General features: G+C 65.4%; 21 protein-coding genes and 1 pseudogene. 8 read left to right on the top strand and 14 right to left on the bottom strand.

Annotation, left to right across the window (positions count from 1 at the left end; genetic code table 11):
- Nucleotides 1–39 precede the first annotated feature (39 nt).
- From J8I29_RS12320 to J8I29_RS12330, 3 genes and pseudogenes are all read left to right on the top strand, one after another.
- Nucleotides 40–1,107 carry a phosphotransferase gene (locus J8I29_RS12320; protein ID WP_209431855.1) on the top strand — a complete coding sequence of 356 codons (1,068 nt, stop codon included), beginning with the start codon at nt 40–42 and terminating at the stop codon, nt 1,105–1,107.
- Nucleotides 1,104–2,402, top strand: coding sequence for an aminotransferase class III-fold pyridoxal phosphate-dependent enzyme (locus J8I29_RS12325; RefSeq protein ID WP_209431856.1), 1,299 nt, complete (start codon nt 1,104–1,106; stop codon nt 2,400–2,402). Before J8I29_RS12320 ends, J8I29_RS12325 begins: the two co-directional genes overlap by 4 nt.
- Before the next feature lie 95 nt (nt 2,403–2,497).
- Nucleotides 2,498–2,683, top strand: a pseudogene (locus tag J8I29_RS12330) (YfbK domain-containing protein); the annotation flags it as partial.
- 234 nt (nt 2,684–2,917) lie between these two features.
- On the opposite strand, the gene J8I29_RS12335 reads toward J8I29_RS12330, so the two are convergent.
- The 11 genes from J8I29_RS12335 to J8I29_RS12385 form a co-directional block, all read right to left on the bottom strand.
- On the bottom strand, nt 2,918–3,418 hold the full coding sequence (locus tag J8I29_RS12335; RefSeq protein ID WP_105862598.1) for an ATP F0F1 synthase subunit B: 501 nt from the start codon (nt 3,416–3,418) through the stop codon (nt 2,918–2,920).
- Between the two features lie 31 nt (nt 3,419–3,449).
- Nucleotides 3,450–3,995 (bottom strand): F0F1 ATP synthase subunit B, encoded by a 546-nt coding sequence (locus J8I29_RS12340; RefSeq protein ID WP_105862380.1) that lies wholly within the window; start codon nt 3,993–3,995, stop codon nt 3,450–3,452.
- 264 nt (nt 3,996–4,259) lie between these two features.
- The gene (locus J8I29_RS12345) at nt 4,260–4,487 is read right to left on the bottom strand and encodes a F0F1 ATP synthase subunit C (protein ID WP_068291855.1); all 228 of its coding nucleotides are present in this window, start codon (nt 4,485–4,487) and stop codon (nt 4,260–4,262) included.
- A gap of 43 nt (nt 4,488–4,530) precedes the next feature.
- Nucleotides 4,531–5,271, bottom strand: coding sequence for a F0F1 ATP synthase subunit A (locus J8I29_RS12350; RefSeq protein ID WP_181161162.1), 741 nt, complete (start codon nt 5,269–5,271; stop codon nt 4,531–4,533).
- 37 nt (nt 5,272–5,308) lie between these two features.
- Nucleotides 5,309–5,677 carry an AtpZ/AtpI family protein gene (locus J8I29_RS30420; RefSeq protein WP_209431858.1) on the bottom strand — a complete coding sequence of 123 codons (369 nt, stop codon included), beginning with the start codon at nt 5,675–5,677 and terminating at the stop codon, nt 5,309–5,311.
- Between the two features lie 390 nt (nt 5,678–6,067).
- The gene (locus J8I29_RS12360) at nt 6,068–6,664 is read right to left on the bottom strand and encodes an ATP-dependent Clp protease proteolytic subunit (RefSeq protein WP_209431859.1); all 597 of its coding nucleotides are present in this window, start codon (nt 6,662–6,664) and stop codon (nt 6,068–6,070) included.
- A 10-nt stretch (nt 6,665–6,674) separates the two neighbouring features.
- Nucleotides 6,675–7,094 carry an SRPBCC domain-containing protein gene (locus tag J8I29_RS12365; RefSeq protein ID WP_209431860.1) on the bottom strand — a complete coding sequence of 140 codons (420 nt, stop codon included), beginning with the start codon at nt 7,092–7,094 and terminating at the stop codon, nt 6,675–6,677.
- Nucleotides 7,091–7,405 (bottom strand): metalloregulator ArsR/SmtB family transcription factor, encoded by a 315-nt coding sequence (locus J8I29_RS12370; RefSeq protein WP_209431861.1) that lies wholly within the window; start codon nt 7,403–7,405, stop codon nt 7,091–7,093. Before J8I29_RS12370 ends, J8I29_RS12365 begins: the two co-directional genes overlap by 4 nt.
- A 401-nt stretch (nt 7,406–7,806) precedes the next feature.
- A complete protein-coding gene (smc, locus tag J8I29_RS12375) occupies nt 7,807–11,265 on the bottom strand; it encodes a chromosome segregation protein SMC (protein ID WP_209431862.1) in 3,459 nt (1,152 codons plus the stop codon).
- A 36-nt stretch (nt 11,266–11,301) separates the two neighbouring features.
- On the bottom strand, nt 11,302–11,964 hold the full coding sequence (locus J8I29_RS12380; protein WP_105862374.1) for a DsbA family protein: 663 nt from the start codon (nt 11,962–11,964) through the stop codon (nt 11,302–11,304).
- A gap of 98 nt (nt 11,965–12,062) precedes the next feature.
- The gene (locus tag J8I29_RS12385) at nt 12,063–12,650 is read right to left on the bottom strand and encodes a DciA family protein (RefSeq protein ID WP_209431863.1); all 588 of its coding nucleotides are present in this window, start codon (nt 12,648–12,650) and stop codon (nt 12,063–12,065) included.
- Between the two features lie 24 nt (nt 12,651–12,674).
- On the opposite strand from J8I29_RS12385, the gene mutY reads away from it, so the two are divergent.
- Complete coding sequence (gene mutY, locus J8I29_RS12390; RefSeq protein WP_209431864.1) at nt 12,675–13,754, top strand: A/G-specific adenine glycosylase; 1,080 nt, start codon at nt 12,675–12,677, stop codon at nt 13,752–13,754.
- Nucleotides 13,755–13,806: 52 nt separating this feature from the next.
- On the opposite strand, the gene J8I29_RS12395 is transcribed toward mutY, so the two are convergent.
- Both J8I29_RS12395 and J8I29_RS12400 read right to left on the bottom strand, forming a co-directional pair.
- Nucleotides 13,807–14,484, bottom strand: a complete 678-nt coding sequence (locus tag J8I29_RS12395) for an aspartate/glutamate racemase family protein (protein WP_209431865.1) — start codon at nt 14,482–14,484, stop codon at nt 13,807–13,809.
- A 2-nt stretch (nt 14,485–14,486) separates the two neighbouring features.
- Nucleotides 14,487–15,941 carry an MFS transporter gene (locus J8I29_RS12400; RefSeq protein ID WP_209431866.1) on the bottom strand — a complete coding sequence of 485 codons (1,455 nt, stop codon included), beginning with the start codon at nt 15,939–15,941 and terminating at the stop codon, nt 14,487–14,489.
- Nucleotides 15,942–16,141: 200 nt separating this feature from the next.
- Between J8I29_RS12400 and J8I29_RS12405 the strand changes: the two genes are divergently transcribed.
- From J8I29_RS12405 to J8I29_RS12415, 3 genes are all read left to right on the top strand, one after another.
- The gene (locus tag J8I29_RS12405; protein ID WP_209431867.1) at nt 16,142–16,984 is read left to right on the top strand and encodes a MurR/RpiR family transcriptional regulator; all 843 of its coding nucleotides are present in this window, start codon (nt 16,142–16,144) and stop codon (nt 16,982–16,984) included.
- Nucleotides 16,985–17,116: 132 nt separating this feature from the next.
- Nucleotides 17,117–17,578, top strand: a complete 462-nt coding sequence (locus tag J8I29_RS12410) for a DUF4126 family protein (RefSeq protein ID WP_209431868.1) — start codon at nt 17,117–17,119, stop codon at nt 17,576–17,578.
- Nucleotides 17,575–18,957, top strand: coding sequence for an FAD-containing oxidoreductase (locus J8I29_RS12415; RefSeq protein ID WP_209431869.1), 1,383 nt, complete (start codon nt 17,575–17,577; stop codon nt 18,955–18,957). Before J8I29_RS12410 ends, J8I29_RS12415 begins: the two co-directional genes overlap by 4 nt.
- Nucleotides 18,958–19,310: 353 nt before the next feature.
- Here J8I29_RS12415 and J8I29_RS12420 read toward each other — a convergent pair whose 3' ends face one another.
- Nucleotides 19,311–20,261 (bottom strand): MurR/RpiR family transcriptional regulator, encoded by a 951-nt coding sequence (locus J8I29_RS12420; RefSeq protein WP_209431870.1) that lies wholly within the window; start codon nt 20,259–20,261, stop codon nt 19,311–19,313.
- Nucleotides 20,262–20,502: 241 nt separating this feature from the next.
- Between J8I29_RS12420 and J8I29_RS12425 the strand changes: the two genes are divergently transcribed.
- Nucleotides 20,503–21,321 carry an ABC transporter ATP-binding protein gene (locus J8I29_RS12425; protein WP_209431871.1) on the top strand — a complete coding sequence of 273 codons (819 nt, stop codon included), beginning with the start codon at nt 20,503–20,505 and terminating at the stop codon, nt 21,319–21,321.
- Nucleotides 21,322–21,324: the final 3 nt, after the last annotated feature.

The raw sequence follows: 21,324 nt of genomic DNA on the forward strand, positions 1-21,324 counted from the left end.
GTTGCGTTGCCGCCTGAGGGATGGGAGACGGAGGGTGCCATGGCGCCTCCACAGACATCGACCGTTCTCTCCACGCCGGCCCCGCCTGTTTCCAAGGTGCGTGCCGAGGCCCTCATCCGCGATCACTATGCCCTCGACGTCGAAGCCTTCCCCCTGATCGGCGAGCGCGACAGCAATTTCCGCCTCCTGGCGCGCAGCGGGGGCGAGTTTCTCCTGAAGATCGTCAACCCGGCCGAAGACGTGGCGGTGACCGATTTCCAGACGCAGGCCCTGCTGCATATCGCCCGGCATGATGCCGATCTGCCGGTGCCGCGGGTGGTCTGCACGCAGGCCGGCCAAGCCTATTTCCGGCTGGAAGAGGGAGGGCAGCCGCCGCGCCTGGTGCGCGTGCTGACCTATCTGCCGGGCACACCGCTGGCCAAGCTCGAACGCGGCCCGGCGCTTCGCCGTAATCTCGGTGCCGGCCTCGCCCGCCTCGACCTTGCCTTGGACGGCTTTGAGCATGCCGGCAGCCCGGCCGACCTTTTGTGGGACCTCACCCACGCGCCCAGTCTGCGGCCGCTGGTCGTCCATGTCGAGGACGAGGAGCGTCGTGCCCTCGTCACTGCCGTGCTGGACCGGCTCGAGGCCCGCACCCTGCCTCTCACGGCCGGGCTCCGGACGCAGGTCATCCACAACGACTTCAATCCCTCGAACATATTGGTCGGCCCGGGAAGCGATGGAGCACTGGACCAGCTCGCCGGCATCATCGATTTCGGCGACATGGTGCGGGCGCCCCTCGTCAACGAAGTCGGCGTGTCCGCCTCCTATCATGTCGGGGCAGGGGACACGTTCCTGGAGCCGGTCAAGCAATTCGTCGCCGGCTACAACAGCGTCTTGCCGCTCCAGGACAAGGAGATCGCCTGCCTGTTCGATCTCATCCAGGGGCGCATGACGCTGACGGCCATCATCACGGCCTGGCGCTGCACGCTGGAGCCGGACAATCGCGACTACATCATGCGCAATGCCGGCCGGGCCTGGGCGGGCCTGGCGGCGGCGCGCTCGCTCTCGCCTGATCAGGCGGCGGACGAATTCCACCTTTATCTGAGCAAGGATCGCCCCTCATGACGATGGTCAATGCCTTCGATCCCAGCAATATGGCCGGATTCGCCGCCGAGGAAGCGGCCCTGATCGAGCGCCGCCGGCGCGTGCTCGGTCCCGCCTATCGCCTGTTCTATGCCCATCCCGTTCATGTGGTCAGGGGCGAGGGTGTCTGGCTCTACGGGCCCGACGGCACGGCCTATCTCGACGCCTATAACAATGTCGCCAGCGTCGGCCATTGCCACCCGCATGTGGTGGCGGCGCTGGCGCGCCAGGCCGGGACGCTCAACACCCACACGCGCTACGTCACCGACGGCATTCTCGACTATGCCGAGCGGCTGGTCGCGACCATGCCGGCCGAGATCGCCAACATCATGTTCACCTGCACCGGCAGCGAGGCCAATGACCTCGCCTTGCGGGTGGCCAAGGCGGCGACAGGCGGCACGGGCGTCATCGTCACCGAGAATGCCTATCACGGCGTGACCGACGTGCTCGCCCACATGTCGCCCTCGCTCGGCGCGGGCGCCCCGATCGGCGAAACGGTGCGGGTGGTGCCCGCACCCACCTCCGCCGACACCAGCGGCGAGGGGTTCGCGCATGGGGTCAAGGCCGCCATTGCCGATATGGCGGCGCATGGCATCCGGCCCTCGGCGCTGCTGGTCGACACCATCTTTTCTAGCGACGGCGTCTTCGTAGATCCGCCGGGCTTCCTGCGCCCGGCCGTGAAGGCCATCCGGGCCGCCGGCGGCCTCTTCATCGCCGACGAGGTCCAGCCCGGCTTCGGTCGGACCGGCGCCGGCATGTGGGGCTTTGCCCGGCATGGCCTGGTTCCCGATCTCGTCACCATGGGCAAGCCGATGGGCGATGGCCATCCGATGGCGGCCATGGCGGCACGGCCCGAGCATCTGGAAGCCTTTGGCCGCGAAGTGCGCTATTTCAATACCTTCGGCGGCAATCCGGTCTCCTGCGCGGTGGGCATGGCCGTGCTCGACGTCATCGAGAATGAAAGCTTGATCGCGAGTGCCCGTGACGTCGGCGCCGCGCTTAAGAGCGGACTGGAGGATCTCGCTGCGCACGATGGCCGCATCGGCGAAGTGCGCGGGGCGGGCCTGTTCATCGGGGCCGACATCGTCGACGCCAAGGGCGCTCCCGATGCCGCGGCGGCCGCCGCCATCGTCAACGGCCTGCGCGAGCGCCAGGTGCTGATCAGCGCCACCGGCCGGGAGGGCCACAGCCTGAAGATCCGCCCGCCGATGGTGTTCTCCCATGACAACGCGGCCCTGCTGATCGAGAGATTGAAGGCGACGCTGGCGAGCCTGTAGGGATTGTATCGTCAGGAGGCACCGGCGCGACCGGAGGCGAGCTATGATCGCTACGCGGGCAGTCGCGTCTCGTTCTGCGATGAAATGCGCGCTTCTCTGTCGCCGTGGCCGGTTTCGGCGAATGGCTGCGCGGCAGCAAATATGCCGGCACGTTGAAGCTGGACGATATCATCGCGCTCGCAGCCGGTGCCAAGGGCGACGACCCCTATGGCTACCGCGCCGAATTCGTCAATCTGGTTCGGGCAGCCAAGACGGCGAAGGGCCTGCCGCAGCAGCAATGATGTGATCACCGCCCATCAAGATAAAGTCCCTTCTCCCCTTGCGGGAGAAGGTGGCGGCAGCCGGATGAGGGGTGGACGCCCCATACTCGGTATGCGTGGCAAAACCCCTCATCCGCCCCTTCGGGGTACCTTCTCCCGCAAGGGGAGAAGGAGAATCGACTCTACCTTCGCCTCGCAAAAGAAAAAGCCGCCAGCCTTTCGGCGGGCGGCTTTTCGGGATGTGGTCGATGTCGCTCAGTTGAGCTTGGCGCGCACTTCGTTGAGGGCGGCCGACATCAGGTTGCTGGCGCTGGCAGCGGGCTGGTCGGCAAGGATCGTGGTGGCAGCCTTGACGGCGGCATCCGCGGCAGCGGCCTTGACCTCGGCCACAGCAGAGGTTTCGGCCTGGGCGATCTTCTGATCGGCCAAGCGGGTGCGGCGGGCGACGAAGTCCTCGATCTTGGCGATCTGCTCGGCCTTGAAGCGCTCGGCCTCGGCCTTGGCAGCCTCGATCATCGCAGCAGCCTCGGCTTCCGCTTCCTTCTGCTTCTTCTGATAGTCGGCCAGCAGCTTCTGGGCTTCCTCGCGCAGGGAGCGAGCCTGTTCGAGTTCGGCGCGCACGGCGTTGCCGCGGGCGTCGAGGCCCTTGCCGATCTGCCCGAAGGCGCCGAGCTTCCAGGCAATGGCCAGGAAGATCAGCGTGGCGATGAGGATGTAGAACTCCGGCCCGGCAGGGTTGAAGAGTTCATGGATCATCTCGGCGAAATATTCGATCACGCCCGCCTCCTTACTTGGCCATGGCGGCGTCGACGGCGGACTGCACCGTCTGCGGCTCGGGCGCCTTGCCGAGCAACTGCTCGACGATGGCGGTGGTGGCGTCGACGGCGATGCCGTTGACGTTGCCGAGGGCAGCCTGCTTGGTCGCCAGGATCTTGGCCTCCGCTGCCGCCAGCTTGGCCGAGAGATCGGCTTCGAGCGACTTGCGGGTGGTGTCCGTTTCGGCGGTCACGGCAGCACGGGTCTCGGCCGCGATGCTCTGCGCCTTGGCGCGGGCCTTGATCAGCGCGGTCTGATAGGAGGCCACGGCCTCGTCACTGTCCGCCTTGGCCTTCTGGGCAGCCGCAAGGTCCGCGGCGATCTTAGCCGACCGCTCGGAGAGGATGCCGGCGATGCGCGGCAGCGCGATCTTCGACATCAGGATGTAGAGAAGCCCGAAAGCGATGACCAGCCACACGAGCTGTGAGGCAAAGGACGAGCTGTCGAAGGGCGGAAATGCGCCCTTGGCCCCATGTGCATCGCCGGGAACCTCGGTTCCTGCGTGACTTTCAGCCATGAAACACCTTCAACGGATGTGCACTCATGTCTTTGCAGGCCAAGCTACAAACAGATAGAGCCACAAACAGATGGAATTGCTGCCATTCCTAGAGCAAAGCGCGTTTGAACGGAAACGCCTGTTTGCTCCAGCACCTGGGTCCGATGCGTCTTTGCGGTTCTTGGCGTAGCCGCCAGATCGCAAAACGCTTTAGCCACTGAAACGATGAACGGCCTCGCGAATTCTGATCGCGAAAGCCGTCCTCGTTGGTGCGGCTGGCGCGGATCAGACTGCGAACAGGAGCAGCAGAGCGACGAGCAGCGAGAAGATGCCGAGAGCTTCGGTCAGAGCGAAGCCGAGGAGCAGCGTACCGCGCTGGCCGTCCGCAGCCGACGGGTTGCGCAGGGCGCCCGAGAGGAACTGGCCGAACAGGTTGCCGAGGCCGATACCAGCGCCGGCCATGCCGATGCAAGCGAGACCAGCGCCGATATACTTAGCTGCGACGGGATCCATGGAGAACTCCTGTTGGTGTAGGTTTTGTTGGATTTAGACGGGATCAATGGCCGGGGTGAAGGGCGTCATTGAGGTAGATGCAGGTCAGCGTGGCGAAGACATAGGCTTGCAGCACGGCAACCAGCACTTCGAGCGCCACCAGGGCGATCACGAGAAGCAGGGGCAGGGGCGAGAGGATCGCCGTCGCCACGCCGGCACTGGCGAGCATGACGATGAAGCCGGCGAAGATCTTCAGGGCGATGTGGCCGGCCAGCATGTTGGCGAACAGACGGACGGAGAGGCTGATCGGGCGCGAGACGAAGGAGATGATCTCGATCGCCACCAGCAGCGGCAGCAGCACGGCCGGCACACCGGAGGGCACGAACAGCTTCAGGAAGTGGGCGCCGTTCTTGTAGAAGCCGTAGAGGATCACCGTGGTGATCACCAAGGCGGCCAGCGCGAAGGTGACGATGATGTGGCTGGTGACGGTGAAGAAGCCGGGGATCAGGCCGAGCACGTTGCAGAACAGCACGAACATGAAGAGCGAGAACACCAGCGGCATGAAGCGCATGCCCTCGTTCCCGGCCGAAGAACGCACGGTGCCGGCCACGAATTCGTAGAAGGTCTCGGCGAGGGACTGCCAGCGGCCCGGCACGGTGGCGCGGGAGGAGGTCGTCGCGATCATCACCAGCGCGATGAGGATCACCGCCAGGAACATGAAGAGAGCCGAATTGGTGAACGCGATGCTGCCGATATGGAAGAGCGGCTTGATCTCGAACTGCGTAATCGGACTATGCATCGCCAGCGAGGCCCTGTCTTCAATTGTGGCGCAAGGCGCCGGTTCATTCCTGTTTGTCGGGCGTTTTGCCCAACATATTCGAGGCGCGCAACAAGTTCCGGACACCTGCCGCGAAGCCGAGCATCAAAAAGATGATGAGCCCCCACGGCGAAGTACCGGCAAACCGATCCACGACCCATCCCAGCAAGCCACCGGCGACGATGCCGCCGACGAACTCGGACGAGAGGCGCATGGCCTTGCCGATCGCAGAAGGATCGCCCTCCTGCTTACGCGCCTTGGCCGCTTCGGCTGCTTCCCCGGCCTTGATGGAGCCGAGGCGCTCGTCGAGACGGCGCAAGCGTTCGTTCAATTCACGATCGCGGGATTCGTCTTTGCCGGATTTTCCGGCCTGGTCCGCTTCGTCGCTCGCCATTGCGGCAACATGCTCCCTGGCCGGCCAAAACAGAGCCGGACGCCCCCCTTGAAAACGGCGGGACCATACCCACGCCCCCTTGCGGTGTCAAGGCGAGGCGAAATTATGCCAAGTCTTTGAGAACAAATAAAAAATGGGGAGAATAGCCATTGGCTGCCGGCTTTTCTGCCAAAGCGTTTGGCGATTTGTCGGAATCGGCAAGAATCGCAAGGACACGTCGGACCAAAGAATGAGAGCAAAGAAGCGGTTACGCCTAAACGCGCTTTGCTCCCGGACAAGCCATGGTTGCGACGTCACATTCGGCCGTGTCGGCCTATGCAAGCCCGTCTTGAAGCTCCGCACCGCCGCCAGACGGGCGGCGGTGCGCAAACCGGCACGAGAATCAGGCGCTCATGCTGCCTCAAGGCGCGCCGGCGCGACATGGTCCACGAGGCCCCAGGCCTGGGCTTCCTCCGCGGACATGAAATTGTCGCGGTCCATGGCCGCCTCGACCTCCGCAACAGTTCGGCCGCAATGCTGGGCATACAGCCCGTTGAGGCGGGCTCTCGATTTGATGATGTTGTTGGCGTGGATGAGCATGTCGCTGGCCTGGCCCTGATAGCCGCCGGAAGGCTGGTGCACCATGATCGAGGCGTTGGGTAGGGCAAAGCGGCGGCCGGCCGTGCCGGCCATCAGGATGAAGGAGCCGAGGGAGAAGGCCGACCCCATGCACAGCGTCGAGACCGGGCTCTTGATGAACTGCATGGTGTCGTAAATGGCGAAGCCGCTGGTCACCGATCCGCCGGGGGAGTTGATGTAGAGCGAGATCTCCTTCCTGGAGTTCTCCGCCTCCAGGAACAGGAGCTGCGCGCAGACCAGGGCGGAGACGCTGTCATCGACGGGCCCGTTGATGAAGATGATGCGCTCGCGCAGGAGGCGCGAGAAGATGTCGAAGGAGCGTTCGCCGCGGGTGGACTGTTCCACCACCATGGGAATGAGGGCGTTCATTGCAGGATCCTCAGGCCGCCAGCAACAGGGGCGGCTGGTTGAGATTGGCGGCGACGGGCCGCAGGACGAAGCTGCCCTGGGTGATGCGCAGCAGCGTTGAACCTTCGCCATGCGGCGCGAGCTCGAAGGTGACGACGCTGTCGAGCACGCGCTCCTGCATCTTCTCGCTCCAGGCATAGCGCAGCATTTGCGGGGCCTCGGCGGCGAGCAGGCGACAATCGACCAACTCGGGCTCCTTGAGATCCCGCCGCGACGAACGGGCGGCGTCGGTGCCGTTCTCGGTCGGCGTCAACCAGGCGGCGACATAGTCGGGAATGGTAAGGGCACGCCAGACCTTGGCGGGCGGAGCTTCCAGCACGCTCTCGAAGTGGAGGTCGTCGGGCGCCGTCTTGTCCTCCGGCCCCGTGGTCGCATCGCTCAGGATCGTCATTGGTCCATCTCCTTCAGCACGGCCTTGAGTCTGTCGATGCGCGCGGGCCAGAAGCTGGCATAGCGGTCGACCCATTCGGCCAGCGGCGCCAGCGCCTGGGGCGCAGCGCGGTAATGCACCAGGCGGCCTTCGCGCCGCTCGGCCACCAGGCCGGCTTCGCGCAGGATCGCGAGATGCTGCGAGATCGCCGGCTGGGAAACGTCGAAGCCGGCCTTGATCTGTGAAACGCTCATCTCCCCGCCCGCCAGCCGTTCGAACACGGCGCGGCGGGTGGGATCGGCGAGGGCGCGAAAGAGGTCTGTCTGCGTCATGCAGAACACATAAGCACTTGCTTATGGATTCGGCAAGGGAAGATTGTGGGTTCGGTGTGCCGGTCTCAGACCGGCATGGCAGTACGATATTTGGGTAGAAAGTTGTGCCGGTCCCGCTCCATCTCTCGATGGAACGGAGGGGGGACACGGGTCGCATTTCCATGCCGGTCTGAATACTACTGCGTCACGAAGCTCGACCATACCCTCCCCTCGATGGGGAGGGTCGACGCGAAGCGTCGGGGTGGGGTGGCTTCTTCGCAAGAATTCACTGTTTTGGTCATCGAAGCCAACGTCTCGTCACCCCACCCCGGCCTTTCAGGCCGACCCTCCCCATCGAGGGGAGGGTAAAGAAAGGCCGCCTCATCTTGTGACACAGTAGAGTGAAGACCGGCACACCAGGATTACACCGCTTCCAGGAACTTCTCGGCTTCGCTCAGATTGACCGAGACCAGCTGGCTGACGCCGCGTTCTGCCATGGTGACGCCGAACAGGCGGTTCTGGCGCGACATGGTGATCGGGTTGTGGGTGATGGTGACGAAACGCGTCTCGGTCTCGCGAATCATCGCATCGAGGAGATCGCAGAAGCGCTCGACATTGGCGTCATCAAGCGGCGCGTCGACTTCGTCGAGCACGCAGATCGGCGCCGGATTGGTGAGGAACACCGCAAAGATCAGCGCCATCGCGGTCAGGGCCTGCTCACCGCCTGAAAGCAATGACAGCGTCTGCGGCTTCTTGCCCGGCGGCCGGGCCAACATTTCGAGGCCGGCTTCGAGGGGGTCGTCCGACTCGGTGAGTTGCAGCTCGGCCGTGCCGCCGCCGAACAAGGTCTGGAACAGGCGCTGGAAGTGGCCGTTGACCACGTCGAAGGCGGCGAGCAGCCTTTCGCGTCCCTCGCGGTTGAGCCCGGCGATCGCCTGGCGCAGGCGCTTGATCGCCTCGACCAGATCGTCCCGCTCGCTGACGAGGCCATCGAGCTGGGTCTGCACGTCCTTCTGCTCGTCCTCGGCCCTGAGATTGACCGCGCCGAGGCGCTCGCGCTCGCGCTTGGCGTCCTCGAGCGTACGCTCGACCGCACGCCGGTCGGGGATCGGCGCGTCGACCGCGAGATTGGCGAGCTTCAGGAGGCCCGTCGGCGCGACGTTCAGGGCCTCCTCGATCTCGGCGACGATCTGGGACCGGCGCGCGCGCAGGGCGTCGAGCTTTTCCTCCGAGCGCACCTGCTCCTCGCGAGCCTGGCTCAAGGCGACCAGCGCTTCACGGCCCTGGCGATCGGTCTGGGCCAGGCGGGTCTCGGCCTCTGCCAGGCGATCGGCGGCGATCTTGCGGGCCTCTTCCGCCATCTCGGTTTCCGCGATCAGGCCCCGTCGCCGTGCCGCGAAGACGACCGGGGCATCGTCATATTCCGCCCGCTCGATTTCCAGTTCCGTCAGGCGGCTGGTCAATGTCTCGATCTGGGCCGCGCCGTTCTCCTGGCGGTCTCTCCAGGACTGGCTTTCCTGGTCGATGGCGGCAAGGCGCCTTGCGCGCAATTCGTCCTCGCGCGCCAGCGTCTGGGCCTGGGCGCGCGTCTCCGCCACCTCGGCGCGGCCTTCCGCCACGGCCTGGCGCAATTCCTGCAGGCGGGCATTGAGGGCACTCCCGTCGGGCAACGTCGACAGAGCCTGCCTTGTCCGCTCGCGGGCCTCGCGCGCCTCGGCGAGATCGCTACCGAGGCGGTTGCCGGCTTCTTCCAGGGCAGACAGCCGGCTGGCGAGCTGGGCTGCCTGGCGCTCGGCCGCGACGGCCCGCTCGCGCAACTGGTCGGCCTCGCGGCTAAAGCTGCGCCAGGCATCGCGCGTGGTGCGCTCACGCTCCGCGGCCTGGCGCAAGGCGGCCTGCGCCATCTCCGCCTCGCGGCGACGGGGAGCGACGGCGTCCCGGGCCGCCTGGGCCTGTTCTTCGAGCTCGGCCAAGCGGTTGCGCTCGGCCAGGCGCCGGGCGGCGGGCGAGGGGGCCTCGGCGGCGGCCACGAATCCGTCCCAGCGCCAAAGATCGCCCTCGCGGCTCACCAGCCTCTGGCCGGGGGCGAGCAGGGGCTTGAGGCGGGGGCCGTCCGCCCTATCCACGATGCCGATCTGGGCCAGGCGGCGCGCCAGATTCTCGGGCGCCTGGACGAAATCGGCCAGCGGTTCCACCCCGGCGGGCAGAAGCGGATCGCCGTCCGCGACGGCGGCGCCCGACCAATGGGCCGGCGCGTCGAGGTCGGTGGGCGCGTCGATATCCTCGCCGAGGGCGGCACCGAGCGCGACCTCATAGCCCTTGGCGACCTGAAGGACGTCGGCGATCGGGGGATATTTGGCGCCGGCCGGCGTCAATACCAGCTTGGCCAGGGTCCGCGCCTCGGTTTCCAGGCGATTGGCCATGCGTTCGGCCTCCTGGAGCGGGGCTCGCGTGGCGGCTTCCGCGTCGCGCGCCTCGGCGTGGGCAGCCTCGGCCTCCATGGCGGCCTGTTCGGCCAGGCTGCGCCGCTCCTGCAGCGCGGCGAGTTCACCCTGCAGCGTCTCGGCGATGGCAGCGGCGTTCGATCCGGCGCGCAGGGCTTCGCTCTCGCGCTGGATCTCGGCTAGCTGGCGTTCCAGGCGAACCACCCGCTCGGCGGCTTCGCGCTCGCTGCGCTCGGCCTGGGCGCGCGACGCCTGGAGTTCGGCCAGGGCCCCCTGGGCCTCGCCCATCGCCTTCTCCTGCTCGGCCAAGGCCGCTTCGGCTTCCCGCAGCAAGCCGGCGGCCTCGGCCGCGCGTTCCTGTGCGCCGTCCTGCTCGGCCTTCAGGGCGGCCTCCTCGCCCGTCAGGCGCTGCAGCATCGTGCCGGCATCTGATATCATCGACTTTTCGCGGGCGATGTCGGCGCCGGCCTGCTTGATACGGTGGTCGAGCTCGATGCGCCGCTCGCCGGCGCGCCTTTCCTCCTGGTCCAATTGCTCGCGTGCCAGCACCAGGCGATGCAGGGCGGTGCCAGCCGCATGCTCGGCTTCGCGCAAGGGCGGCATCTCATGGGCGGCGATGGCGGCCAGGCGTGCCGCCTCGGCCTGAGCCCGCGTGCGTTCGGCCACGGTGCGGGTGTCGAGATCGAGACGTTTTTCCGCCTCGATCACCAGCCGCCCCGCCTCCTCGAAGGCGATGTGGAAGAGCAGGGCCTCGGCCTGCCGGATCTCATTGGAAAGGCCACGATAGCGGAAGGCCTGGCGGGACTGGCGCTTCAGGCTGTCGAGCTGGGATTCGATCTGGGTCAGCACGTCCTCGAGCCGCTCCAGATTGCTTTCGGCCGCCTTCAGCCGCAGCTCCGCCTCATGACGGCGCGTGTGCAGGCCGGAGATGCCGGCCGCTTCCTCGAGGATGCGCCGGCGCGATTGCGGCTTGGCGGCGATCAGTTCGGCGATCTGGCCCTGGCGCACCATGGCGGGCGAGCGCGCGCCGGTGGAGGCGTCGGCGAAGATGAGCTGCACGTCGCGGGCGCGCACTTCGCGGCCGTTGATGCGGTAGTTGGAGCCGCGGTCACGTTCGATGCGGCGGGAGATTTCCAGGATGTCGGCGTCGTTGAAGGCGGCCGGAGCGGTACGGTCCTTGTTCTCGACCGTCAGCATCACCTCGGCCATGTTGCGCGGCGGCCGGTTCCCCGAGCCGCCGAAGATGACATCGTCCATCTCGGCGGCGCGCAGGTTCTTGTGGCTGCTCTCGCCCATCACCCAGCGCAGGGCCTCGACCAGGTTCGACTTGCCGCAGCCGTTCGGCCCGACCACGCCGGTCAAACCGGGTTCGATCAGGAAATCCGTGGGTTCGACAAACGACTTGAAGCCGAGAAGCCTGAGCTTGGTTAGTTTCATCCATCACCCCGCAGTCCGGCGGGGCCGGAACTGCATTCAGGATTTGAGGAACGGATCGACGGTCTTGGAGAACTCGTCGATCGTGATCTCGCCGCCCTTCCTGATACCGTTGATGAAGAAGGTCGGCGTGCCGTCGATACCGAAAGCCGAAGAACCACGCTCCTTCACGGCATTTACGCCAGCATAGAGCGTCTGGTCTTTCAAGCAGGCCTGGAACTGTTCCTGTGTAAAACCGGACTGCTTGGCGATGCCGAACAGGGCCGGAAGCACCTGCTTGGCGTCGCTGACGAATGCCCAGCTCTCCTGCTGCGAGAACAGGACGTCGAGCATGGTGTAATATTTCTCCGGCGGCGCATCCTTGGCGATGCAGCGCGCCAGCATGAAGGCGGCGGTGGCACGCGGATCGAGCGGGAACTCGCGCATCGTCCACAGCACCTTGCCCGTGTCGATGTATTTTTCCTTGATCGCCGGAAACACGTCCTTGGCAAAGCGCGCGCAATGGGGGCAGGTCATCGAGGCATATTCATAGACCTTGACCGGCGCATCCGGCTTGCCGAGGGCGATGTCGGGGATGGGGCCGGGCACGGCCAGTTCGAGCAGGCTGACCTTGTCGTCGGCCGCGAGGGCGGGCAGGGCCGCAAGCGCCGGACTCGCCGCAAGGGCTGCGATCAGGGTGCGGCGGGAAAGCATCGGGCTCATCGGCGACTCATGTCCTTTATCATTGCGCATATTGGGGCGCACTCTATGTGTGCGGTACTTGAGCCTTGCAATTATGGCAACAGGCTGACCGGCCGCCTTCACGTAGGTGTGACCGGCTTGGTGCGGCGGGGCGCGCCGCGAACCTGCCGCCCCAGCCGTTCCAGCGCTTCGCGCAAGGCGGGGTTCTCGATGCCGCTGAGATCATTGGCCAATTGGCGGGACGCCTCCGGAGGCAAGGCGGGAATCCTCGGCCTCTCCCGCGGCGCCGGATGGTCCACCGGCCCCTGCTTGAGGCGAAGTTTTCCGACACAGCGCCAGCCGAAGACCGCGTTGATGCGCTCGATGATCTGGCCGGCCGACATTTCGACCTCGAGCGCGAAGGCGCTCTCCACCCGCAGGATCAGGGTTGCGGCGGCAGGGGCAGCATCGGAGGCTTCGCCCTTGGGGCGGGGCGGCCATTGGATCTTCACGGGCAGGGAATGGGCCGACAGGCGGGTCCCGACGATGTCCGGCCAGTGCCCTATGATATCAGCCGTGGCGAAGCCGCGCGCCTTGAGGGCGTCGGCCAGGGCCGGCCCGACGAGATCGGCGAAGGGGCGGGCCGACCTTCGCTTGACGGACACCTGCTGCTGGGAAGACGGCTGCTGCGAAGGTGCCGGATATTGAGACTTGGGCTTGTTGATCATGGCCGATCTGTGGAATGAGGAGCCATGCTTAATAGTGTCGCTCCCGAGGTCAAGTCTCCAGAAGGCCCGCACGCCGAAGCCCTGCTCGTCTGGTACGACAGGCACCGCAGGCGGCTGCCCTGGCGGGCGCTGCCCGGCGAGAAGCCGGATCCCTATCGCGTCTGGCTCTCCGAGATCATGCTGCAGCAGACCACGGTGAAGACCGTCGGCCCCTATTTCCAGGCCTTTCTGGCACGCTGGCCCACGGTCGACGCCATGGCTGAAAGCGACGAGGAGGATATCCTCAAGGCCTGGGCGGGTCTCGGCTATTATTCGCGCGCCCGCAATCTCCACGCCTGCGCCCGCTTCGTCAGCGAGAGACTGGGCGGGCGCTTTCCCGACACGGTCGAGGGCCTCAGGCAGCTGCCGGGAATCGGGGCCTACACGGCAGCGGCGGTGGCCGCGATCGCCTTCGACCGGCGAGCGGCCGTGGTCGACGGCAATGTCGAGCGGGTGGTGACCCGGCTCGAAGCGCTGGAGACCCCCCTCCCGCAGGCCAAGCCTCGGATCGCCGAAATCGTCGACGGCATGACCCCGGCCGACAGGCCCGGCGATTTCGCGCAGGCGATGATGGATCTCGGGGCGACGATCTGCACCCCGAAACGCCCGGCTTGCGGCCTGTGCCCCTATCTGCCCTTCTGCCGGGCTCGCCGCGAAGGCACGCAGGAGACATTTCCGCGCAAGGCGCCCAAGGCCAAGCGCCCTTTGCGACGGGGCGCCGCCTTCTGGATCGTCAGGCCGGATGGCTGGGTGCTGGTGCGCAAACGCCCCGACAAGGGGCTGCTCGGCGGCATGACCGAGATTCCGTCCAGCGTGTGGAGCGAGGATTTCGATTCAAGCGCTGCCGTCAACCACGCGCCGCTCAAGGCGAAATGGCGCAAGCTCCCGGGCGAGGTGAGCCATGGCTTCACCCATTTCGAGCTTGCCGTCAGCGTCTATGCCGCCGATGCCCTGCTGAGCACCAAGGCCCCGCCGGATTGCCGCTGGGTGCGCCTTGGCGACCTCGACGGCGAGGCCCTTCCCACCGTGATGCGCAAGATCGTGGCGCTGGCGCGGGGGAGTTAAGAGAGACAGGAGCGGGAGGCCGTTCGCGCGTCTTCCTTGTCGTGGGCGGCGCTCAGTTCCGATGTTTGTTGCTGTTTTCGAGTGCAGCGATCATCAGGTCCACCGCCGAGCCGATGGGCGCGATGATGGGGATGTCGAACTGCGTGCGCAGATATTCCGCCGCCTCGCCCAGCGGCCCACCGCCGATGATCACCGCCTCCGCGCCGTCCTGGATGCAAAGCCTCACCGCGGCTGCCAGCTCGCTGCGCAGACGTTCGGCATCATCGGCAAGCTTGACCGGATCGCCCGGCGTGCAGCGTATGCCCGTATAGAGGTGCGGTAGCCCAAGGCTCGCGGCACGCGCCGCGATGGCCTCGGCGAGATCCGGCGTGACGGTGGCGACGCCGAATTTCCGTCCACCTTGCGAGGCATCGATCATGGATGCCTCGCAGATGCCCATGACCGGCACCTGCAGGCTTTCCTGCAGGTGGACGACACCCGGATCGCCATAGGCGCTGACGATAATGCCGATGCAGCCCGCGTCCTGTGCGCGGCCGATCTCGATGACCTGGCTTGCGGAGGCGGCAAGCTGGATTTCGTTGACGATCATCGAAGGGCTGCGGGTTGCGGTAGCGGCTTCCAGCCGAAGGCGCCCATCTGCCTTGCGACGGGCAATGGCCAGCATCATCCCCGTGGTCGCTTCCGAACTGTTGGGATTGATCAATAGGACATGGGGGGACGATGCTTGCATTGTCAGGCCTGTTCTCTGGCAGTTTTGGTAAAATCGATGGTCGGAGGGTCGGATTCGGCCGGCTGGGTGAGGTCTTCCATGGATCGGCCATAGGTCTCGGGCCCGAGCTGGATGCAGAAGGCGAAGACCGCATACATCGAGGCGGCGAGGCCGAAAACGCCGAGCATGCCGAGACTGTCGAACAGGAAGCCGGCCAAGGTCGGCACGATGGAGCCCGCGGCCGAGCCGCTCGCCAGGATCAGCGCCACGCCGAAGCCGCGAATGCGGGTCGGATAGAGTTCCGGTGCATAGATCCAGATCGAGGTGTTGAGCAGCAGCACGAAGAACTGGAAGAGGGCGCCGAAGAACAGCACCAGATAGAGGCTGTTCCCCAGGCAGACGATGGCCAGGGCTGCCGCGCAGGCACAGACGGAGCCGATGCTCAGGACCCTCTTGCGCGGGAAATAATAGCCGAACATCGAGGCGGTGATCGCCCCCAGCACGCTGCCGCTCTGGATGATCATCGAATAGAGCAGGCTGCCGGAGAGCGTATGGCCCATCGACATGAAGATCATCGGCATGAGGGTGAGCACGGAAAGCTGCGCGCCATAGCTCATCAGGATCGCGATCGCCACGGGAATAGTGCGGCCGAGATAGGGGGCCTGGAAGAGCTCTCTCCAGCTGCTTTTCGCGGGCTGGACAGCGTCGTCCTCGGGGTTCGACAGATAGGCCCTGACCCGCAGATCCTTGGGGCGCAGCGAGCCCGAGGCCAGGATGGATAGCACCTTGTTGGCTTCGTCGATCCTGCCCTGCGAGGCCAGGAAGCGCGGTGTTTCCGGTACGTAGCGGCGGAAGAACACCACTAGGAAGGCCGGGATCGCCAGTACGCCGAAGAGCCAGCGCCAGGCATCCTCGCCCGCGAACAGGGTGAAGACCAGGAGCCCGAAGGCGGGGGCGAGAAAATTCCCGAAGCCGCCGGCGCCGACATTGACGAGGCCTGCCGCCGTGCCGCGGAATTTCGGCGAGCAGAATTCGGCGAGCATGGTGACGGCCGTGGAGATCTCGCCGCCGACGCCGAAGCCGACGATGGCGCGCGCCATGCAAAGCACGCCGAAGCTCGGCGCAAGCGCACAGAGCGCCGACCCGAGCGTGAACAGCAGCAGATTGATGGTCAGCATGACGCGGCGGCCGTAGCGGTCGCCGAGGATGCCGGAGAGAAGGCGGCCGGCGGCCGCGCTCGCGAAGGTGATGGTGTTCAGGAAACCGATATCGGCGCCGGTCAGCCCCCATTGCGCCTTCAACATCGGCGCGATCAGCCCGATGGTGTTCTGCTCGAAGGCGTCGAAGAGACATCCGATCAGGATGAGCGCGAGAATCTGCTTGTGGGCCGTGGTGACGCCGATGGTCCCCAGCGCCTGTTCCATCTGCTTTTGTACCGGCGACGATGCGCCGGACGGGATCATCTGTTCCCCTGCCATGGCGATTAAATCCTCTGGATGATGTTTGTGAAATTATTTTTTCATAGTTAAGATCAAAGAAAATATTTTTGCAATTGATATTTTCGTTTCTTGCTTATGGGTGGCGATTTGCGAGCATCCGGGATGATTTGATTGTACAGACGGTCAAAATCTCTTACTGCTCGAAGCGTCCTGAAAACGAGATTTCAGCTATCTAGGCGATGCAGTCCAGCGAGAGATCATTCCTGACCCGCGTGCGGGACGTCCTCGAGGAGCTTCCCCCGGCCGAACGGCGGCTCGGGGAATTCGTATGTGATTTTCCCGGCGAATTGGCGAGCTACTCGGCATCGGAACTGGCGGCCCTGGCCCATGTCTCCAATGCCACCGTGACGCGCTTCGTGCGCCGCCTGGGCTATGAGACCTACGAGGAATCGCGCCGCCATGTCCGCCAGGAAAGGCAGACCGGGTCGCGGCTGTTTCTTTCCAGTGCGGCGGACCCTGCTGCCGGCCAGTCGCTTTCCAGCCACGTCGGCCAGGCCATCGCCAATCTGGAGCAGACCTTTCTGTCGATCCGCGAAGCCCAGATCGATGCTGTGGTGGATGCCATGCTCGGCGCGCGCAGGACCTGGGTCGTGGGCTTTCGCTCCAGCCAGCCGTTTGCCGCTTATCTGCAATGGCAGATGCTGCAGGTCATCGACAATATCATTGCCATTCCCGGTTCAGGCCAGACGCTCGGCGAATATCTGGCGAGCATCGCCGCAGACGACATGGTGGTGGTTTTCGCCTTGCGACGCCGCATCGCCAAGCTGGACGACATCCTGGCAGCCATCGAAAGGCGGGGCGCCAAACTGCTCTACATCACCGATGAAGGCGCGCCTCTGCGCTCCTCCGCGCAATGGCATTTCCATTGCCAGACCTTGGCGCCCGGCCCCCTGTTCAACCACACGTCGGTGATGGCGCTCTGCCATCTCATCACCACCCGCGCCATCGAGAAAGCCGGTGCCGCCGGGCGAAGGCGCCTGCGCGACATTGAGACTTTTGGCGACGCACTCGAGGAACTGTAGCGGCTCCCGGACGGCCGGCTTTGCGAGCGACATCGGAACCCGTTGCCGAGAAGGCTGCGCCCTCCGGCGAATGACTCTTGCCTTTCCACCATCCTACCTCCAGCATGGGGCGTCATCGGCAGAGGGGGCTGCATGTCGTTGCTCGGCGCTTTTCTGATCGGCGTGGTCGCGGGGCTGCGCACCTTCACCGCTCCTGCCGCCGTGAGCTGGGCGGCCTATCTTGGCTGGCTGCCGCTGGACGGTACGCCGCTGGCTTTCCTCGGCCATCCCATCACACCCTATGTCTTCACCATATTGGCTTTGCTGGAATTCGTCGGCGATCAATTGCCCTCGACCCCCAGCCGCAAGGTGCCGATGCAGTTCGGCGCCCGCCTCGTCAGCGGCGCCTTCAGCGGCGCGGCGATCGGATTTGCCGGCGGATCCTGGCTGGTCGGGCTGATCGGCGGCGTGGCCGGTGCCATCGTCGGCACGCTGGGCGGCCATGAGGTGCGCCGGCGGCTGGCGCTCGCCTTCGGGCGGGATCTGCCGGCGGCCCTGATCGAGGATGCGGTGGCCGTTCTCGGGGCACTCCTCATCGTCAAGGGGCTGCTATGAGCAGCAGCTTCGACGCCATCATCATCGGCGCCGGCCAGGCCGGGCCTTCTTTGGCCGGCCGCTTCAGTGCGGCGGGGCAGCGTGTCGCCGTGATCGAGCGCAAGCATGTCGGCGGAACCTGCGTCAACACCGGCTGCATGCCGACCAAGACCCTGGTGGCCAGCGCTTATGCCGCCCATCTCGCGCGCCGGGCCGACGATTATGGCGTGGTACTGGGCAGCGACATCGGCGTCGACATGAAGAAGGTCTGGGCCCGCAAGCAGGCGGTGACCATGAATGCGCGCACCGGGTTGGAGGATTGGCTCGGCGGCATGCCGGGCTGCCGGCTGATCCGAGGCCATGCCCGCTTCGCCGGCCCCCATGAGATCGAGGTCGATGGCGAGCGCCTGAGTGCGCCGAAGATCTTCCTCAATGTCGGCGGCCGTGCCCTGGTGCCCGACATGCCCGGGCTTTCCGATATCGACTACCTCACCAACACCTCGATCGTGGAGCTCGATACACTGCCCGAGCATCTCATCGTGATCGGCGGCAGCTATATCGCGCTCGAATTCGCGCAGATGTATCGCCGCTTCGGCTCTGAGGTCACGGTGATCGAGCGCGGGATCCGGCTGGCCTCCCGCGAGGATGCCGATATTTCCGACGCAATCCGCGACATCCTGACCAAGGAAGGCATCGATATCCGCCTCGGAGCGACGAACCTCTCCTTTGCCCGCGAGGACCGCGGCGTTGCCGTCATCGTGGCGGGGGAGGGGCAAAGCCCCGCGCGGATATCGGGGTCGCATGTGCTGATCGCCGTCGGCCGGGTGCCCAACACCGACGATCTCGGCCTGGACAAGGCAGGCGTGCATGTCGATGCCCGCGGCTATGTCACCGTCGACGATCAACTGCGCAGCAATGTCGAGGGCATCTGGGCGCTCGGCGATTGCAACGGCAAGGGCGCCTTCACCCATACCTCCTACAATGACTACGAGATCGTCGCCGCCAATCTGTTCGACGCCGATCCGCGCCGGGTCAGCGACCGCATTACGGCCTATGCCCTTTACATCGATCCGCCGCTCGGGCGCATCGGCATGACCGAGGAGGAGGTGCGCCGCTCCGGACGCAAGGCCCTGATCGGCCGGCGGCCGATGACACGGGTCGGCCGGGCGGTCGAGAAGGGCGAGACGCAGGGCTTCATGAAGGTGATCGTCGATGCCGACAGCCACGCCATTCTCGGCGCCGCCATCCTCGGTGTCGGCGGTGACGAGGTCGTGCATGGCCTGCTCGACGGCATGTATGCCAAGGCGCCCTACGCCACCATCCAGCGCGCCGTGCATATCCATCCGACGGTCTCGGAATTGGTGCCGACCATGATCGGCGAGATGCAGCCGCTGGTGTAGCGGGCGCAGGGGAACCCTTCCCCGAAACCGGGGAGGGATCCTTGTGCTCGATCTGGCTTGGTGAAGATGCATGAACCTACAGCATCGAACCTGATTTCTGAATCAGGCTCGATGCTGTAATTCCTTGTTGTCGCATCTTTTTTGCCGAAAGCCGGTACCTACTTTTCGGCGCGATGCTCTGGTGTTCCGCAAGGTTCACGCCTCATACCAATGACTGCGACGTTTGACTCGCGCGTCATTGCGAGCGCAGCGAAGCAATCCAGGCTTGTCGACGCGGTGGCCATGGCTCGTGGATTGCTTCGCTGCGCTCGCAATGACGCTGCTTGATCGGTCAAGCATCAGTACCTCTGGTATCAATCCCCTAGCGGCTCCATCTCCCTACCCGCCCGCCGGATCTGCACATTGTATTTGACGCGGCGCAGCGTTTCGCGGGCCGAGCTGCCGAGCTTGTAGCCGGCGGCCGTCGCCATCAGGTCGATCAGGGCGAGGAAGGCAAAGCGCAGGGCCGTGGGCTTGAGCGTGTCGGCATATTCGGGCACGGCCACCGTCAGCTTGACGTCGCAGGCGCGGGCAAGGTCGGTGTCAGGGGCGGTGACGCAGATGGCGGTGGCCCGGTATTGGCGGGCGATCTCGACGGCCTCCACCACCTCGCGCGTGCGGCCGGTCGCCGAGATCGCGATCACCACGTCCTTCGGCTTCAAGGTCGAGGCGGTCATGCGCATCACATAAGGATCGCAATGGGCTGATACCGCGATGCCATAGCGGAAGAGGCGATATTGCGTCTCCTGCGCCAGGGCGGAAGCGCTGCCGCCGAGGCCGAAGACCGCGATCTGGCGGCCGCCGGCGATCAGGTCGGCCGCCTTCTGCAGTTCGGCCGGGTCGAGCTGGCGTTCGGTCGCTTCGATGGCGCGGTGGGCCTCTCCGAACACGGCGTTCCAGAATGGCAGGCCGTTATCGGCATGGGCGCCCGATTTGCCGAGATAGAGCGCGCCGACCACCAGGCTCTGGGCGAGGCGCAGCTTGAAATCCCTGACGCCTTCGCAGCCGACGGCACGGCAGAATCGCGTGACCGTCGGTTCGCTCACCCCGGCCCGCCTGGCGAGCTCCGCATTGGAGGCGGCAACAGCGGCCTCGACATCCTCGAGCACCACATCGGCGACACGCCGCTCGGCTGGGCGCAAATCGCGATAATTGTCCTTCACCAGGGAAATGATGTCGGGGATATGGCTTACGCGCTCGGCGGCGGCATTGACCGGCTCGCTCGTCTTGCCGCGCCGGGACGCTCGCTTTCTGTCCTGGCTCATCCCGCGTTTCTCCCTGGGATTCGAAATCGCGCGCGGCCACGGGGCAGCACGGTCCATGTAGGAAAGTAACACAACCTTCATGTTGGAATAACACAAGACAATTCCGATAGATAGGAAGTGTTTGGCCCTGCTGGCCCTGTAATGGTCCGACCATAGCTTGACACCCAGGTAGGATAGTTACACAGTGCCCGCTGCGATGAGATGGCCTTCGAGGGCCACGGCGCATTCTCCGAGGGATGGAATGAAAACGGGGCCGGCATTACACCCGAAGCTTGCCGTGCGGGAGGCAAGCAAGGTCTATCGCACCGCTTCGGGCGATCTCGTTGCACTGGACCGTTGCAGCATCGACATTCAGGCCAATCAGATCGTCTCCATCGTCGGGCCTTCGGGCTGCGGCAAGACCACCTTGCTGTGGTCGATGTCGGGCCTTCATCGCCTTTCCGGCGGCGAGATCCGGCTGGACGGCAAGGTCATCACCGGGCCGCATCCGGATATCGGCCTCGTCTTTCAGGAAGCCAACCTGCTGCCCTGGCGCAATCTCGACGCCAACATCGCCTTTCCCTTCGAAATCAAGAGCACCCGTCCCGACCGGGCCTGGATCGACCATCTCCTGCAGCGCGTCGGCCTCGCCGGCTTTGGCGGCAAGTTCCCGCGCGAGCTTTCCGGCGGCATGCAGCAGCGGGCCTCCATCGTGCGCGCGCTGTCGCTCAAGCCCTCGGTTTTGCTGATGGACGAGCCCTTCGGCGCGCTCGACAGCTTCACGCGCGAGGAGATGAACCGGCTGGTGGAGGAGATCTGGCTCGATCGGCCGACAACCATCGTCTTCATCACCCACAGCATCGAGGAGGCCATCTTCCTGTCGGACCGGGTGATCGTGATGAGCGCCAGGCCCGGGCGGGTGGCGAGGGAATATCGGGTGCCGTTCGCGCGCCCGCGTTCCCTCGAAATCATGGCCACCAAGGAAGTCTTCGACCTGCAGAACGCCATCAAGCTCGACATCGTCGGTGGCCGCACCGGCCAGAAACAGGCGCCTCTTCGAAGCGCCGTGGCTGGAAGCTGAGGA

The organism is Labrys sp. LIt4, from assembly GCF_017813775.1.
In the GTDB taxonomy this organism is placed as follows: Bacteria; Pseudomonadota; Alphaproteobacteria; order Rhizobiales; family Labraceae; genus Labrys; species Labrys okinawensis_A.